General features: G+C 62.8%; 11 protein-coding genes. All 11 read left to right on the forward strand.

The annotated features are described in order from the left end of the window. Positions 1-285 precede the first annotated feature (285 nt). The 11 genes from P9239_RS22330 to P9239_RS22380 all read left to right on the forward strand — a co-directional run bounded on the left by P9239_RS22330 (position 286) and on the right by P9239_RS22380 (position 15,561). On the forward strand, positions 286-963 hold the full coding sequence (locus tag P9239_RS22330; protein WP_309754966.1) for a response regulator transcription factor: 678 nt from the start codon (positions 286-288) through the stop codon (positions 961-963). 107 nt (positions 964-1,070) lie between these two features. Continuing rightward, the gene (locus tag P9239_RS22335; RefSeq protein ID WP_309754969.1) at positions 1,071-1,754 is read left to right on the forward strand and encodes a response regulator transcription factor; all 684 of its coding nucleotides are present in this window, start codon (positions 1,071-1,073) and stop codon (positions 1,752-1,754) included. A 287-nt stretch (positions 1,755-2,041) separates the two neighbouring features. Beyond that, positions 2,042-2,509 carry an ESPR-type extended signal peptide-containing protein gene (locus P9239_RS22340; RefSeq protein ID WP_309754973.1) on the forward strand — a complete coding sequence of 156 codons (468 nt, stop codon included), beginning with the start codon at positions 2,042-2,044 and terminating at the stop codon, positions 2,507-2,509. Next, entirely contained in the window at positions 2,457-2,666 is a 210-nt protein-coding gene (locus P9239_RS22345) for a hypothetical protein (RefSeq protein WP_309754976.1), read from the forward strand. Before P9239_RS22340 ends, P9239_RS22345 begins: the two co-directional genes overlap by 53 nt. 224 nt (positions 2,667-2,890) lie before the next feature. Beyond that, positions 2,891-4,780 carry a peptide transporter gene (locus tag P9239_RS22350; RefSeq protein WP_309754979.1) on the forward strand — a complete coding sequence of 630 codons (1,890 nt, stop codon included), beginning with the start codon at positions 2,891-2,893 and terminating at the stop codon, positions 4,778-4,780. Between the two features lie 259 nt (positions 4,781-5,039). Beyond that, on the forward strand, positions 5,040-6,761 hold the full coding sequence (locus tag P9239_RS22355; RefSeq protein WP_309754982.1) for a ShlB/FhaC/HecB family hemolysin secretion/activation protein: 1,722 nt from the start codon (positions 5,040-5,042) through the stop codon (positions 6,759-6,761). Positions 6,762-6,826: 65 nt separating this feature from the next. Further along, positions 6,827-8,704, forward strand: a complete 1,878-nt coding sequence (locus P9239_RS22360) for a peptide transporter (RefSeq protein ID WP_309754985.1) — start codon at positions 6,827-6,829, stop codon at positions 8,702-8,704. Between the two features lie 7 nt (positions 8,705-8,711). Next, the gene (locus tag P9239_RS22365; protein ID WP_309754988.1) at positions 8,712-10,505 is read left to right on the forward strand and encodes a methyltransferase domain-containing protein; all 1,794 of its coding nucleotides are present in this window, start codon (positions 8,712-8,714) and stop codon (positions 10,503-10,505) included. Between the two features lie 454 nt (positions 10,506-10,959). Further along, positions 10,960-11,388, forward strand: coding sequence for a hypothetical protein (locus P9239_RS22370; RefSeq protein ID WP_309754992.1), 429 nt, complete (start codon positions 10,960-10,962; stop codon positions 11,386-11,388). A gap of 217 nt (positions 11,389-11,605) precedes the next feature. After that, on the forward strand, positions 11,606-12,271 hold the full coding sequence (locus P9239_RS22375; protein WP_309754995.1) for a response regulator transcription factor: 666 nt from the start codon (positions 11,606-11,608) through the stop codon (positions 12,269-12,271). Further along, the gene (locus P9239_RS22380) at positions 12,271-15,561 is read left to right on the forward strand and encodes an ATP-binding protein (RefSeq protein ID WP_309754999.1); all 3,291 of its coding nucleotides are present in this window, start codon (positions 12,271-12,273) and stop codon (positions 15,559-15,561) included. Before P9239_RS22375 ends, P9239_RS22380 begins: the two co-directional genes overlap by 1 nt. The last annotated feature ends 8 nt before the right edge of the window (positions 15,562-15,569 follow it).

A 15,569-nucleotide genomic window follows, 5' to 3' on the forward strand; every position in this document is an offset into this window, starting at 1 on the left:
CGTTGCGCCGGCGCTTGTTCCACCGCATTTATAGGGGACAGGGTTTTCAACATCGTTCTATATGACCGAATTTGCCGCGCCTTTATCGTTCAATGCAAGTCACGACAACATGGAAGTGGACGAAGAACGTCGATAGACAGACGCTTCCATCGTAGCGCCGTGACGACTTCGCAGCGCGCGTCGATCGCGTTCCTGCGACGCTCGCCGAGCAATCGGGCTAACGGTTGAGGCCTCCGCGAGCCAGTTGATGGGGTGGCCCCGTGGGGCCTGTCGGGAGATGTTTGGATGGGAAAGACAAGAATCGCGGTCGTCGACGATCATCCGCTCGTGCTGTGCGGAATTCTCAAGACCCTGGAAAGCGCGGACTTCGATGTATTGGGCGCGGTCACGAGTCCGGCGCAATTGCTGCAACTGTTGAGCGACGAGCCGTGCGATGTCGTCGTCAGCGACTATTCGATGCCGGGCGATCAGACGCTCGACGGCTGGCGTTTTCTCGCCACTGTGTCGAGTCAGTTTCCGGACACGCGTGTACTCGTCTATACCGAGTTCGATGACCCGTTCCTCGTGGGCAGTCTGGTGCAGCGAGGTGTCGCGGGTATCGTGAGCAAGCGCGACGAGATGCACGAAGTGCTGGCCGCGACACGCGCGCTCGCCAACGGAGGCCGTTATCTGTCTCCCATCGCCCATGCGTCGCTGGAACGGTTCGGCACGCTGCCGGAATACAAGCGGTTCATGGCGCTCACGCGCCGTCAGATGGAAGTGACGGGCCTCATGCTGTGCGGCCTCACAGTCTGCGAGACGGCCCGCCTGCTTCACCGGCGTGTCAATACGATCAGCGCACAGCGCAGCGAAGCATGCCGCCGGCTGGGCTTTTCGGGCGAGTCGGAGATGTACCGTTTCGCGGTCGGCCACGGTTTGTGGCTGGATCGCTCGATGGCCGGGAGCGAGCTTCGGCCTGCGTAACCCGGTTGGATGGTGTGTGCGGAGCACGGGCGCAATCGAGAGCGGCTTCCCGTATTCATGCCGTTGGAGGCGACGGCAAAAGATCCGTCTGGTTGGAGATAACAATAATGCTAAAGAAACGCATCAGCGTCGCGATTGTCGACGATCATCCACTTGTGGTGTGCGGACTGCGTCGCGCACTGGAAGAAGCGGGTATTCGTGTCATTGGGGCAGTTAGGAATCCTGCCGAACTCATGACGCTTCTCGCGAATGATCATTGCGATGTCGTCGTGACCGACTATTCCATGCCCAGCGGCGGCGCGCTCGACGGCTGGCGCTTTCTATCCTCCGTCTCCGCGAGTTATCCGCACCTGCCGGTTCTCGTCTACAGCGAATTCGACGATCCATTCCTTGTCGGCACGCTCGCGCAACGCGATGTCGCGGGCATCGTGAGCAAGCGCGAAGAAATGTCCGTGGTGGTGGATGCGGTGTCCAAGCTTGCGATGGGGCAGCACTATCGGTCGCCCGTGACGGTGCGCGCGCTCGCGCAGTTCAATGCCGAACCGGATATGCGTCGATTCGCGTCCCTCACGAAATGGCAGATGGAAGTCACGGGCCTGATGCTGTGCGGCATGGGCGTCGTCGAGACGGCTCGGCTCTTCAGGCTCGGCAAGAGCACTATCAGCGCGCGACGCGTGACGGCGTGTAAGCAATTGGGCTTTTCGCGCGAGGCGGAGCTGCACCGCTTTGCGGCGAACCGCGGCTTGTCGCTGGACCGCTCCGGCGCGGCGCGCGTCGTCGACGGCGTCTGACCCGTACTCCTGACGGTAATGGCACGACCGACATCAGCGGTAATTCGACGAACGGCAACGGCACGGTGATCGACCCCAACGGTTCGATCAACACGACCGAGAACGGCACGACGAATATCTCGGGTAACGCATCGGGCAACCGCCCTCATCGGTCACGTCGAATCGAGTTTGCCAAGACGCTCGGGCGTCTCCGGGTGCATCGATCCAAATCGCTCTTAGCGCATTGGGCCGCCGTTGATTGATCAACGCGGAACGCTTCATCTCTCTCATTAATCTCTGTCTCTCTTATGAACAAGAATCGGTTTCGTCGTGTCTTTAGCAAACGACTCGGCATGTTGGTGGCTGTAGCAGAAGACGTGGTCAGTCAGGGCAAGGCGCCGGGCGAAGGCACGGCCCCTCAGGCTGCCTCGAATGAAAGCGCGTTCGGCGTCGTCTCGGCGATGACCGCGTTCGCCGCCGCCATCCTGGCGACGCAGCCGGGCGTGAGCTTCGCGCAGGCGTTGCCGACGGGCGGCCAGGTCACGGCAGGTCAGGCGAGCATCTCGCAGAATGCCAACACGATGACCATCAATCAGGGCACGCAGCGTGCCGTGATCGACTGGAACTCGTTCAACGTGGGCGCCGGCAACACGGTGCAGTTCAATCAGCCGAACGCCCAATCGCAGGCGCTCAACCGCGTGACGGGCGACCAATGGTTCCGGCGTGATCGTCGATCCGAATGGGGCGATCAACATCTCGGGCAACGGTGCAGCTGACATTTCGGGCGACTCCAAGAACGGCAACGGCGCAGTCATCGACGGCGACGTGAACGTGACGGACAACGGCACGGCCAACATCTCGGGTACGTCGACCAATGGCTCCGGCGTGATCGTCGACCAAAGCCTGACGAAGATGCGCACGACGAGCACGTAGCACGCTCGTCGTGTGTCTGAAGCAGACGCAGTACCAGAGCCCGGCTTTCGAGCCGGGCTTTTTTATGCGCGCTCGGGCAAACGCCGTCGAGAAGATTAGAACTTCTTCTATTCGTTGCCTCGAGACGAAACCTTAACCTTCTTCCTGTCAGCGCCGAAGCGATTCCCGGGCATCAGCGGAACAGCGGTCAGCGGCGTGCGGATCAATCGACCAGGAAACGAATCATGAAATTCAGCATCGCAAAGTTCGAACACCACTGCTATCGCCGCGAATACGAAAAGGCGAGCCGGATGCTTCTCGAACTGCTCAACAAGATCGACCAGAATTACGGCGTTCTCATGGACGTCGACGTGTGGGCGCAGTCGGCCGAAGCACACGACATCATGGACGAACACCTGCTCACGCGCCTCGCCTCCGCCATCACCGCGCTGGCCTCGGATCCGAAATTCACGATTTCCGATCACGGCATCGGCAAGCTGATGCTGTTTCAGCGCTGGCTCGCCGCGCTGTTCGCCGCGAGCCCCTTTCGCAACGCGGACCACATCCTGCGCTCGTTCAGCGCAAACGAGGAGTCGCGCAACTCGCTCGAACTGCGTAACGCTGAATTCCGCAAGTTCCAGCTTTTCTATCTGCCCGAGTCCGAAGTGCGCCTCGACTGGGATCTGCTCTGGAAGCACGACAAGGTGATGACGGCCAGCATGGCCACGACCATCATGTCTTCGCGCTTCCTCGCGACGCCTTCCGCACACGCGAAGCGCGAATTCCTGCTGCGCTGGCTGCCCGAACGGCTGGCGGAAGTCGAAAGCTTGGACGTGCTGCCGGTCGGCGTCTTTCACGACATGTACATGCACTGCAGCTACGCGGACTTCGCGGGCAAGCACGACATCAAGAAGCCGATCAACACGCTCGTGCGCCGCAAGCTCGCAAGCCTCGGCATTCATGACGTCGAACGCCGCGCGCAACCCGCGAAGAAGGGTGAAAAGCCCGTGCTGCTGGTGGTGCTCGAATGGTTCTCGAAGAATCACTCCATCTATCGCACGCATTCGCAGACGATGGTCGCCATGCGCGACAAGTTTCATATCATCGGCATGGGCTACGACGGCCGTGTCGATGACGCGGGCAAGGCCGTATTCCACGAGTTCATTCCGCTGCAAGGCGCGAACCTGTGGGAAGTCGCGCGTCACGTTCGGCAGACGAGCGAAGAACGCAACGCGCAGATGATGTACATGCCGAGCGTCGGCATGTTCCCCATCACCATGGTGCTGGCATGCTTGCGCGTCGCGCCGCTGCAATTGATGGCGCTCGGCCATCCGGCGACGACGCACGGTCATGCAATGGACTACGTGGTCGTCGAAGAAGACTATGTCGGCGACGAAGCCTGCTTCAGCGAAAAGCTGCTGAAGCTGCCTTCCGACGGCATGCCGTACCGCGCGCCCGCTGCATTGCTGGAACTCGAACTGCCGCCTAAGGAGCCGACGAATGGCGTGGTGAAGATCGCCGTCGCCGGCACCACGATCAAGCAGAACCCCGGCTTTCTGAACACCTGCGCGCAGATTGCGCGGGAGTCGAAAGTGCCGGTTCACTTCCACTTTTTGATGGGCCAGGCCAACGGCCTCATCTTCCCGCAAGTGCGCAATCTCGTTCGCCGTCTGATGGGCGACAAGGCGACGGTTCACAAGCACCAGAACTACGGCAGCTACATGAAGGTGATCTCCGGTTGCGACATGTTCCTCAACCCGTTCCCGTTCGGCAACACGAACGGCATCGTGGATACGGTGTGGGCGGGGCTCGTCGGCGTGTGCAAGACGGGGCGCGAAGTGCACGAGCATATCGACGAAGGCATGTTCCGCCGCCTCGGCTTCCCGGAATGGACGGTCACGAAGACCAACGACGAGTACAAGGCCGCGGCCTTGCGCCTGATCGAGAACGCCGAGGAACGCAACGAACTCGCCGCCAAGCTGGCAGGACCGCAAGCCATTGAAAAGCTCATTTTTAAGGGCCGTCCCGAGATTCTGGGCGAACGCATGCAGGCGCTTTTGCAAGCGCAGCTGCAAAGCACGAAGAGCGTGAAAGGCGAGTCACTGCGGGCAGAAGCAGCGGAAGCGATCGCCTAAGGTCGCAGCGCAGTAGACGCATCACGGAAGAGAGCCCGGCCATCGCGCCGGGCTTTTTGCGTTCGGGGCGCACGCCTGCATCACGCTGCATGTATCGCAATGACGCGTTTCATGCTTGCCTGAAGGCACTTTAGAACTTGTTCTATTCGGATTGAGCGAGCGAATCCTTAACCTTTGTTCTGAGAACGATACGCGGACAACGGTCGATGAAACCAGGCGCGACGTTCATGCGTATGGGTTCAATGCAAGGATACGGTCAATGTTGAAGATGAACGAAATTGCGGCAGCGGTTCGCCGCATGGTGTGTGTTGGATCAGTCGTGCTGGTCGGTGTGGCAGGCACGGAGCGCGTGATGGCATCGGAAGTCGCGGATGCCGATGCGGTCGTCCAGAAGTCGATGCCCGCCACAACCGATTCGGCGGCGAGCGAAACGCGCGTCGGCGTGAAGGTGATCCCTGCCGAAGGCGCCGACGCGCTCGTCGTGAAGCAACTGATCGAGGCAGACATCAGGAAGCTGGGCGATGCGCCGCGGTCGCTCAAGGAAGTCGATCGGTGGTCGGACGTTCTCACCACGGCGCTGCGTCAGGGCGGCTTTCCGCTCGGTCAGGTGCTCATGACGGATGTCGACTGGCGCGCGGCGCAGAAGGGCGGCGAGGCGCAATTCACGGTGATTCCGGGGCGTATTCGCAACATCGTCGTCAATAACAAGTCGCGCGTCGCCGATGCGCGTCTCCAGCGGCTCATCGCGCATGCGCTGTGCGGAAGCGCTCGCGAAAGCGGCGTATGCCTATTGCGCACGTCGCGGCTCGAGCGCGCGACGCAATTGCTGCAGGATGTGCCCGGCGTCGCGATCGACGGCGCGCCGCACTTCTCACGCGGCGCAGGCACCGGTGACGTCGATGTCACGTTCAACATCGCGCAAAAGGGCAAGCCCGCCTCGCTTGATCTGATTCTCGACAATAAAGGCGTCGAGTCGACCGGTACGTATCGCGCGGGCGTGACCGCGTCGGCGAACAATCTCTTTCACGCCGGCGACGCCTACGCATTCACCATCACGAGCACCGACAAGAAAATGTGGACCGGCTCGCTTACCGGCAGCGCGCCCATCTTCGACGACGGATTGCGCATGACCGGCGGCGTTTCGCGTCAACAGTATTTCATCAACGCGGGAACGCCGGTCAAGGGCGTGGCGACGACGGGTCAGGCCGGCGTGCAGTATCCCTTCGCGCGCGGGCTCGACGCCAACGTGTGGGGCGGCGCATCCATTCTGCACAGTCAGACATCGACAGATCTCACGTACTACGACGCCACGACGCACAGCAAGCTCGACTCGCTGCAACTCTCGCTGACCGCCGATAACGGCGAACGCGCCCGCGCCCTGCGCACGAATCTCGCGGCCGGGCAGATCGCGCTGACGCTCGGCCATCAGCGCAACGACGATAAGTCGGATCCGGTCACGCAGCGCTCGGGCAATTACGCGAAGTTCACCGGCACGGCGTTCGGCACGTATGCGCTTTCGAAGAGCGGCAACACGTTCATCTCGGGCCGCGTCACAGGCCAGCTCGCGAGCCGCAATCTCGACGCGAGCGAGAAGCTCGGCCTCTCCGGCCCCGACGCGGTGCGCGCATACCGCGCCGACGAAGCGTCCGCCGACGAAGGCGTCGTGGCGAGCGTGGGCCTTTATCAACGCATTCCCGTCGCCTCCGGGCACCAGATTCAACTCGGCCTCTTCAACGACTTCGCTTATGGCCGCGTGAATCACTCGCCGTGGGATGGCTGGCAGAACACGTACCCCGGCGTGGACGGCGTGACCAACAACCGCGTGCTTGCCGGCTACGGCGTGAGCGTCGACTGGCTGACGCCGATCGGCGCGACGGTGTCAGCGTCGGTATCGAAGCCCTATCGCTTCTCCGAGAGTTCGTGGATGGAACCCGGCAAGAAGCCGGCGCAGTACTGGCTCTCGGTCACCTGGAGCCACTGACCGAGCGGCGCTGCCGCAAGCCCGACGGGCGACCCTCATTTGCAGTACCAACCGGAAACGAGATCATGCAGTTCAGCATCAACAAGTTCGAATATCTTTGCTATCGACGCGAAAAGGAAGCTGCGGGCCGCGAGCTGTTGAAGCTGCTCGCGAGAATCGACCAGAACTACGGCCTCTTGATGGATGTCGACAGCTGGGCGCAATCCGGCGAAGCGTCGAACATCATGGATGACCATTTGCTCACGCGCATCACGTCGGCCATCACCGCGCTGATGAGCGACCCGGAGTTCCGTCTGTCGGAAGACGGCATCCGCCAGACGCAGCTCTTCCAACGCTGGCTTGCCGGCCTGTTCGCGGCGAGCCCCTTCCGCAACGCCGATCACATTCTGCGTTCCCTGGGACTCGATCAGGAAGCGCGCTACTCCGTGCAACTGCGTGCTGGCGACATGCGCAAGTTCCAGTTGTTCTACACGCCCGAGTCCGAGGTGCGGCTCGATTGGGATGTGCTCTGGAACCACGACAAGGTCGCGACCGCGAGTCTCGCGACGACCATCATGTCGTCGCGCTTTCTCGGCACGCCGGCCGCGCACCAGAAGCGTGAAATGTTGCTGCGCTGGTTGCCGGACAAGCTGGACCAGATCGAGAGCATCGACGCGCTGCCGTTCGGCGTGCTGCACGACATGTACATGCATTGCAGCTATGCGGACCTGCCGGCGAAGCACGACATCAAGAAGCCGATCAACGCGCTGATTCGCCGCAAGCTCGCGAGCCTCGGCATCCATGACGTGCAACGCCGTGCGCAACCGCCGAAGAAGGGCGAAAAGCCCGTGCTGCTCGTCGTGCTCGAATGGTTCTCGAAGAATCACTCGATCTATCGCACGCATTCGCAGACCATGGTCGCGATGCGCGACAAGTTCCATCTGATCGGCATGGGTTACGAAGGCCGGGTCGATGAAGCGGGCCGCGAGGTGTTCGACGAATTCATCGCGCTCGACGGCGCGACCCTGTGGGACCACGTGCGCCAGGTGCGCGACGTGAGCGAAGCGCGTGCCGCTCAGGCGCTGTATATGCCAAGCGTCGGCATGTTCCCAATCACGATGGCGCTCGCCTGCCTGCGCGTCGCGCCGTTGCAGATGATGGCGCTCGGGCATCCCGCCACCACGCACGGCCACGCGATGGACTACGTGGTCGTCGAGGAAGACTATGTGGGCGACGAAGCGTGCTTCAGCGAGACACTGCTGAAGCTGCCATCGGACGGCATGCCGTATCGTCCGCCCGCAGCGATGCTCGAGCTCGACCTGAAAAAGCGCAAGCGCTTGAAGGCCGATCCGGTGAAGATCGCCGTCGCGGGCACGACCATCAAGCTGAATCCGGGTTTCCTGCAGACGTGCGCGGACATCGCCCAGCAAGCGCCGGTGCCCGTCGAGTTTCACTTTCTCGTCGGACAGGCGACGGGCCTCACGTTCCCTCAAGTGCGCAACCTCGTGCGCCGTCTGATGGGCGACAAGGCCGTCGTCCACAAGCATCAGGACTATGCGAACTACATGAACGTAATTGCCGGTTGCGACATGTTCCTGAACCCGTTCCCGTTCGGTAACACGAACGGCATCGTGGATACCGTGTGGGCGGGCCTCGTCGGCGTATGCAAGACCGGGCGCGAAGTGCACGAGCATATCGACGAGGGCATGTTCCGCCGCCTCGGTTTCCCGGAATGGACCATCGCGAAAACGAACGACGAGTACAATGCGGCGGCGCTGCGTCTCATCGAGAACGAAACGGAGCGGCGCGATCTGGCGCGCACGCTGGCAGGCAGGAAGGCCATCGAGAAGCTGATTTTCAAGGGCCGGCCCGAGATTCTCGGCGAGCGCATTCAGGCCCTGTTGAAGGACTTGTGCGCCGCTGATGCAGCCACCACGACGGGTGCGGCTGTCACGGCAATCTGAGGCAATCATGAAGGAAACCAGCAAAGCAAGTCTGCGCCGTTCGCGTGAACCGGCATTCGTGCAGCATTATCTCGTGGGCGACGGTCTCGATATCGGCGTGACGGACGATCCGCTTTCGGCGCATGCACACGTCTTTCCGCGCATGGGCAAGGCCACGGCGTGGGCCGCGAACAAAAGCGACCTTTCGTCGATGGACGGCGCGGCCGACGCGTCCTTCGACTTCGTCCATGCGAGCCACGTGCTTGCCCAGCAGAACAATCCGCACAAGGCGCTCGCGCGATGGCTCGATCTCGTGAAGCCGGGCGGGCATGTCATCGTGACCGTGCCGGACGAGGACCTCTACGGCAAGGGCGTTTGGCCGAGCCGTTTCAATGGCGCGCACAAGGCGAGCTTCACCATCTATAAGGCGGAGTCGACGCTGCCGCGTTCGGTGAACGTCCTGGAGCTGGTGCAGGCTATGTCGCAAGTGGCGGAGTGCGAGCGCATTGCACTCGTGCGCGACAATTTCGACGCGACGCGAGCCGACGCGGACCAGACCGCCGACAGCTATGCCGAGTGCGTCATCGAAATCGTGCTGAAGAAGCGTGCCGTTGCGACGGCGCACGAGATGAAGCATGCGATGGAACACGCGCGCACCGCGGCGGACGGCATCGCCGCGGCGCAGGCGGCCGTGCGCGTGTATCCGTATCGTTTCGATGTCTACCATCGCGCGATGATGCAGTTCCTGCGCTGGGACGCGCCCGAACATGCCGACGCCATGTGGAAGCAGTGCGTCGAGCGCTTGCCTGGCGAGCATCTGCCGCGCCTTGATCAGGCGCTGCATCTGATCGCGCGCGGGAAGCTCACTGAAGGCTTCGCATTGCGCGAAACGGTGATGGGACCCTTCGGCTGGAAGCGTCGCACCACCGTGCAGCCTCCGCACAACGTGCCGGAGTGGAAGGGCGAATCGTTATCCGGAAAGTCGATCGCGATCTGGAGCGAGTTCGGGCTCGGCGACGAGATCTTCTTTCTTCGCTTCGCGAAGATTTTCCGCGAACAATGCGGCGCGAAGCGTGCGGTCGTCGTGTGTCAGGCGCCGCTCGTCGAGCTGTACGAGGCGTCCCTCGGCGCCGACGATGTCGTCAATGTGCAGGACGCGGCGAACATGGCCGGCATCGATTACTGGGTGTTTCCGCACGCGATTCCCGTTCATCTGCCGCTCGAACTGGATGCACTTCCGCGCACCGTTCCTTATCTGCGCGCGCCGGCGGCGGTTGCTTCCAAGCTGCCCGATGTCGCGGCCGGCAAGCTGAAGGTCGGCGTGGTATTCAAGGGCAATCCGACGCACGAAAACGACGCTAACCGCTCGCTTCCGTCGCTGGCCGTGCTGAACGATCTCTTCGCGATGGACGGCATCGAGTTCTTCAGTCTGCAAAAGGGCGCGGGCGCGGACGAAGCCGCGCGATACGCGACCGAGCGCGCGAACTTCCACGACGTGGGCGCGCGTCTCGACACCATGGCCGAGACGGCCAGCGCCATCGCGGCGCTCGATCTCGTGCTGACCGTGGACACGTCCGTTGCGCACGTCGCGGGCGCGATGGGCAAACCGGTGTGGCTGTTGCTGCCGGCCTTCGGCGACTGGCGCTGGCATTACACACGCGAAGACAGCCCGTGGTATCCGACCATGCGCCTCTTCCGCCGCCGCTTCGGTGGCGACTGGGCGGAAGTCGTCGCGCGCATCGGCGGGCACTTGCGGTTTCAGCTGGCGGCGAAGGCATCCGAAGCCGGTTCTAGTGAGGCAGCGGGCACGGCCATCCGATGAATCGAAATCCATCTATATCGCGGGAGGTCACGCCGGCGTGAAAATGTAAGCGACCTGCGATGTACGGGAAAGGTCGTCCGCGTCTGCCCTGCATTGCGCGTCCGACCGGAGTGAAGCGAGCGGTGCGGTCGTCGCCCGCGCGAGCCCACTGCCCCGGACCCGATTTTTTCGACCCAGTTCGCCGCCTTACCAGGCGGCTTTTTTTTGCTGCAAAAGACTGCTAGACGAGCGAGAAAGTGCGTTGCTCGCGTGGCTGCGCGTTATCGACATTGTTCGATATATCGCGCGATAACGTTTGACTAAAGTCATGTGAATCATGCCGCAGGGGATCGATGCGACGCGCATGTCGCGGACATGGGCGAAGGCTTCGGCTACTTCGGTTACACGCAAAGGCATCGAATACGGGAAGGCGGTCGCTTACCCGTCGCCAGCCGCTTTTTAGTCAGGTGCTCTTATGTTCGTTTCGGATTCGATCTGCCAGGCCTTTCGCAAATGTTGTGAAGCAGTGGGAATCGCATCGACGATTCTGGTGCCCGTATTCTTCGCGCTGTCGTTCGTCTTGCTCGCCGTTCTCGGATCGGGCATATCGGAGTCCGTAATAACGATATCGGTTGCCGTCGTCTTCACCGGGGCGATGATCGTGATCACGGGCATGCTGTTCGCCGAAAGCCGGCGATACAAGAAGCGAAGGACCTCGCTCGTCGCGTCGATGCCGCTGCGCGATCTGGCGCAGCCCGCACCGCAGCCGGACCATCCACCCCATGCGAACGGCGAACGATGCGACGGCATGAAGCCGCGCTGCCGCTTATGCCGTACCGGCAGCCGGCGCGTGCGCCTCGGCTGCCTGACCCCTGGAGCCTACTGTGAAGACCGGAATGAATAGCGCCCCTCGGGACCGCGCCGCGCTTGCATGCGTGCAAGCGCCGTTGCCCGTCTTTCCATGCGATTGCCCGTATCCTAGAATGACATCACGGCAATCATGCCGAATCGGGGGACGTGGCGATGAACCGGTTTGTTCGTCAGTTGCATCGTTCGCGCAAAGCAGCGCGTCTGTTTCGTTTTCCGATGCAAACCTGCACAGGGCCGGCAAGGGTGTGCTCATGAGTGGACACACGGGTACCGTCCGCGTGGTGCTGGCCGATGACCACCCCATCGTTCTTCTGGCCGTCTCCGATCAGTTTTCACGGCTTCCCGGCTTCGCGATCACGGCTACGGTGAACTCGGGTGCGGACCTCGTGCGCGCGCTCGAGAAGGAACCCGCTGATCTCGTCATTACGGATCTCGTGATGCAAGGCGACGAAGAAGTCGAACTGGACGGCTTGCGTCTCGTGAGCAAACTGCGCCGCTCGTATCCCGATGTCCCGCTCGTCGTGCTCACGATGATGACGAGCGGCGGCATGTTCCATGAGCTCTGCAAGCTCGGCGTCGCCGCCATCGTCAGCAAGGAAGAGCCGGCGAGCGAACTGGCGCAGATCAGCGTGCGCGCGCTCACCACGAAGGAAACCATCTTCTCGCCGAAGATCCAGCATCGTCTCGCGCGGGAAGGCTCGACCACGAAGGACCTCGCGCGCGAACAGCCGCTTTCGCCGCGCGAACTGGAAGTCGTGCGCCTCTTCGCGCAGGGACTATCCGTGACCGAAATCGCGCGGACGCTGAACCGCTCCGTGCCGACGGTCGCGACGCAAAAGCGGTCCGCCATGCGCAAGCTGCATGTGGAGAACCATGTCGACCTCGTGAAATATGCGGCGAAGACAGGGTTGGCCTGATGGAGCGTTTCTTCGCCGCATCGCAGAATTCCCCTCTGCAAATGCTGCGGATGCTCGAAAGCAACCTGAAGCGCGAGCGGCGCATCTTCGCGATTGCCGTTGGACTCTTGATCTTCGCGGCGTTATGCGGCGCCACCGCCACTGGATTCTTCCTGTTGACCTCGACCTTGAAGACCGAAGGCGAGTTCGCGCAGACGGCAATGCGCGGCGTCAACGTCAACGTATTTAGCCGCTACAACATGCTCACGCCGGGGAGCCTGCTGCTGGACGTGGGCGCGTCGCCGCCGGACATGGGCGGGTCGAAACGTCCCGGCACGCCCAGGTGCGAGGCTTATCCTCCGGCCGGGGCGGATCACGCGCTCGCCTCCGCATGTCAGGCTGCGCATCAGATGATCCCGGAGGAAAGCACGCCGCCCGTGCTGCAGTACGCGAACTACGAAGGAACCGTCTCCTATGGATTCGGCTTTTTCACGGATACGGACAACAAGCTCCCGCCGCCGCAAAGGCTTGCTGCGCTCACCGGGATGGCGAAGATTTACATGAGCGCGCATCGCATCACGCCGCTCGACGCCGCGCGTGCCCGGCGCGTCATGTGGTTCGTCGCCCCGGCGTCGATCGGATTCCCGTCGCCGACGGTCGTCATGTTCATGGTGGTGGCGCGAGACAGCGCGCCTTACGGGCTCGTCTTCACACGAATGACGTTGCAGACGGCGTTGCGCAACGCGACGCCGCCTTCGCTGGAATCGCAGATCGCGATCATGGATGACGAACATCACGTGCTTGCCGGCGACGACACCGCTGAACTGCGATACGTCAACGCCCGGCTCGCGAAGGCGCAACCTGGCGTGTTCCACTGGCTCCCCGGTCGAGGCTGGGGCGCGAGGCTCGACGCGCTCGCGCTCGGCATCGGACATATCGTCGTCGCGCTTCCGCTTTTCACGGAACTCTCCGCGAAGCGCGTCCAGTTGTCGATTCTGGTGATCGTCACGGGCGCGCTCGTCGCCATGTTGCTCGCGATGTATCGCTACTGGAATTTCCGCTTCCTCACGCGTTCGTACGAGCAGGCGTGCCGCGCGGTCGAGGGCGAGATACTCAATCATCTGCTGGTGCATGCGACGCCCGTGGGGCTGTGCATTGCGCTGAAGGAAGATCTGACTGTCATCGCGGCGAACCAGGTCGCGCGCTCGCTCTTCGGTCTGACGGACACGTCCATGCGCCTGCCCGCCGGCCTGTGCGACGCGTTCCATGCCCACGGCATCGCGCCGCCGGAGGAAGGGCGCGAGGCGGCGATACGGCAGCTTCACTACACGCTCGACAAGCCCGACGACGGCACGCTGCATCTGAAAGTGTCGTACGCGTCGGCGGTGTTAAACAAGACCGACGTGCTCTTCTGCGCCATCGCGGACATCACCGAGCAGCGCGAAGTGGAGCGGCTCTTGCGCGAGGCGAAGGAGAGCAGCGACGCAGCCGCCAAAGCCAAGCTCAGCTTCTTCGCTTCCATGAGCCACGAGATCCGCACGCCGCTCTCGTCGCTCGTGGGCAATCTGGAACTCGTCGCACTCGGGCCGCTCGCCGCCGAACAGGAAGCGCGCGTCCATGCGATGCAGGCGTCGGCGAGCGCGCTGTTGCAAGTGGTCAACGACGTCCTCGATTTCTCGAAGATGGATATCGGCGAAATGCGGCTCTCGGAGGAATGGGGCTCCATACGCGCGCTCGTCGTGCGCGTGATGGTGGCTCATGCGCCGCTCGCTAACCGGCAGGGCCTGCGCCTTTTCGTGGTGATAGACCGCTCATGTCCCGCGAAGCTCTTCTTCGATCCGATCCGCGTCTCGCAGATTCTCAACAATCTGCTCGGCAACGCGCTCAAGTTCACGTATTCGGGAAAGATCGTTGTGCGCGCCCGCTGGGTGAACGACGCGCTGGAACTCAGCGTGGCGGATTCGGGCATCGGCATTCCGGCGGCGCAGCAGCAAAAGCTCTTTCAGCCCTTCGTGCAGGGCGATGCGCACCGCCTCACGCAAGCGCGCGGCACGGGGCTCGGCCTGTCCATCTGCGTGCGGCTCTGTCAGTTGATGAAGGGGCGGATTTCGCTCGACAGCACGGAAGGCGTCGGCACGCGCATTCAGGTGTCGCTGCCGCTTGCGGTCGACGCATCGGCGAACGCCGGCGACGCCGCCTTGCTCGACGGCAAGCCGGCCATCTTGTGCCGCGCGAGCGAATATCGGGAATGGTTCGAGAACCTCTACGACCCGGAGACGAGTGCCGTGACGTACATGAACCACCCGGACCCGGCGCTCGCGGAAGGCTGCGACTATCTCATCGCCACCGACGAATTCACCGAGCAGGATATACAGGCCGCGTGGAAAGACGGCTCGCGCGTTATCCGCATGACGCAGGACGGCCCGCTCGTGCCCGTGCATTGGGGCGACGGCGTGCTGGAAGTGAGCATCTTCAGTCTCAAGGGGTTCAAGGACGCGATCCAAACCATCAAGGGACGCCAGCGCGGGGCGTTGCTGCCCGGCTCCGGCGACACGCCGGCTGCACGCAAGGCGGGGCCGACGGTCGTGATCGCCGAAGACAACCGGCTCAATCGCGGTCTTCTGCGCGATCAGTTGCTGACGCTCGGCGCATCGGTGCTGGAGGCGCACGATGGCGAAGAGGCGCTCGACCTGCTGCGCAAGCATCGCGTGGATATCGTGCTGACCGACATGGACATGCCCAAGATGTCCGGCGCGGAATTGCTCGTCGCGGCCCGCGCGCTCGACCCGGCCATGCGCATCTACGCGATCAGCGCGAGCGCGAGCGCGCAGGATGTGGAACGCGGGCGCGCGCGCGGCTTCACCGACTATCTGACGAAGCCCGTTCCGCTCGCGGTGCTGGCGGGTGTGTTGCAAACCGCCGGCGCCGATGCGGCCCCCGTCCCGGAACCGGACGCGCACAGCGCGAGCGATTCCCCCGCTGACGACGATCTCCCGCCGCGCTTTCCGCCGATCCCCGCGGCCTATATGCCCGATCTCGCCGGACAAATCGACGAAGACATCGTCGCGCTCGACGACATCTGCAAGGACAAGGACGCGCGCAGGCTGCGCCGCTGGGCGCACAAGCTCGCGGGTGGCCTGACGGTGCTCGGTCCGTCGATGCTCTACGACCAGTGTCAGGAGTTGCGCGCGCTGCTGAGGGAATCGGAGACTTGGGCGGAAGACGTCGACACGTTCACCGCGCTGATCCGCGCGGACCTCATCGAGCTTCGCGACATGCTGCATGCGGCGCTGGACCCGCAACGCGGCTAGCGCGAGCG

Origin of the sequence: Caballeronia sp. LZ062 (genome assembly GCF_031450785.1) — a bacterium.
In the GTDB taxonomy this organism is placed as follows: Bacteria; Pseudomonadota; Gammaproteobacteria; order Burkholderiales; family Burkholderiaceae; genus Caballeronia.

Coding starts and splice junctions, on each gene's coding strand:
- P9239_RS22340 (WP_309754973.1), top strand. CDS start 2,042: ATGAACAAGAATCGGTTTCGTCGTGTCTTTAGCAAACGACTCGGCATG.
- P9239_RS22355 (WP_309754982.1), top strand. CDS start 5,040: ATGTTGAAGATGAACGAAATTGCGGCAGCGGTTCGCCGCATGGTGTGT.
- P9239_RS22330 (WP_309754966.1), top strand. CDS start 286: ATGGGAAAGACAAGAATCGCGGTCGTCGACGATCATCCGCTCGTGCTG.
- P9239_RS22350 (WP_309754979.1), top strand. CDS start 2,891: ATGAAATTCAGCATCGCAAAGTTCGAACACCACTGCTATCGCCGCGAA.
- P9239_RS22335 (WP_309754969.1), top strand. CDS start 1,071: ATGCTAAAGAAACGCATCAGCGTCGCGATTGTCGACGATCATCCACTT.
- P9239_RS22380 (WP_309754999.1), top strand. CDS start 12,271: ATGGAGCGTTTCTTCGCCGCATCGCAGAATTCCCCTCTGCAAATGCTG.
- P9239_RS22365 (WP_309754988.1), top strand. CDS start 8,712: ATGAAGGAAACCAGCAAAGCAAGTCTGCGCCGTTCGCGTGAACCGGCA.
- P9239_RS22360 (WP_309754985.1), top strand. CDS start 6,827: ATGCAGTTCAGCATCAACAAGTTCGAATATCTTTGCTATCGACGCGAA.
- P9239_RS22370 (WP_309754992.1), top strand. CDS start 10,960: ATGTTCGTTTCGGATTCGATCTGCCAGGCCTTTCGCAAATGTTGTGAA.
- P9239_RS22375 (WP_309754995.1), top strand. CDS start 11,606: ATGAGTGGACACACGGGTACCGTCCGCGTGGTGCTGGCCGATGACCAC.